We start from the raw sequence: 480 nt of genomic DNA, 5'->3' as shown, positions 1-480 counted from the left end.
AAATCGTAGTGCAACTACGATCACGCTCGGTAATTATCCAGACTTGTTCATTACAAATGGTGTAACTGGATAAAACCCGCTCGCCTGTCTTGGTGGCTTCGTCATTGGTAAGTTTATCTTCAACACAGACATTTCCCCAATCACCATTTTGGTGACGATGTAAGTAAATCGGTAAATTCACACCAATATTGTTATTTAGCAGTTCAGCAATGCCTTGTGTACAAACAACTTTGCCAAGATCAAACGGCACAGCCGTACAAACATAATTTTTTTCTTTTTTTTCTTCGTTACCTGATGTAACATTTTTAATGTTCATTTTATTTACCCCTGTATTTAAATTGAATTTGCCTTGATATTTGATACAGCAAATATCAAGGCGCTTTACTTTTAGCGTTTAATAAACGTCTTCCGTTTTACGAATGTGATTAAACACCTCATACACTTCATCGTAAGAAATGCCATACCCTTCGAGCTTTTCGA

At 36.5% G+C, this 480-nt stretch carries 1 protein-coding gene; it reads right to left on the bottom strand.

Annotation, left to right across the window (positions count from 1 at the left end):
- On the bottom strand, positions 1-316 hold a 316-nt coding region (locus tag AB4263_RS24360), incomplete at its 3' end, for a type I restriction endonuclease subunit M (protein ID WP_372099049.1).
- Positions 317-480: the final 164 nt, after the last annotated feature.

It is taken from the genome of Vibrio sp. 10N.261.55.C5, assembly GCF_041470505.1.
GTDB lineage: Bacteria > Pseudomonadota > Gammaproteobacteria > Enterobacterales > Vibrionaceae > Vibrio > Vibrio crassostreae_C.
This window is presented reverse-complemented; position numbering and strand designations above follow the sequence as displayed.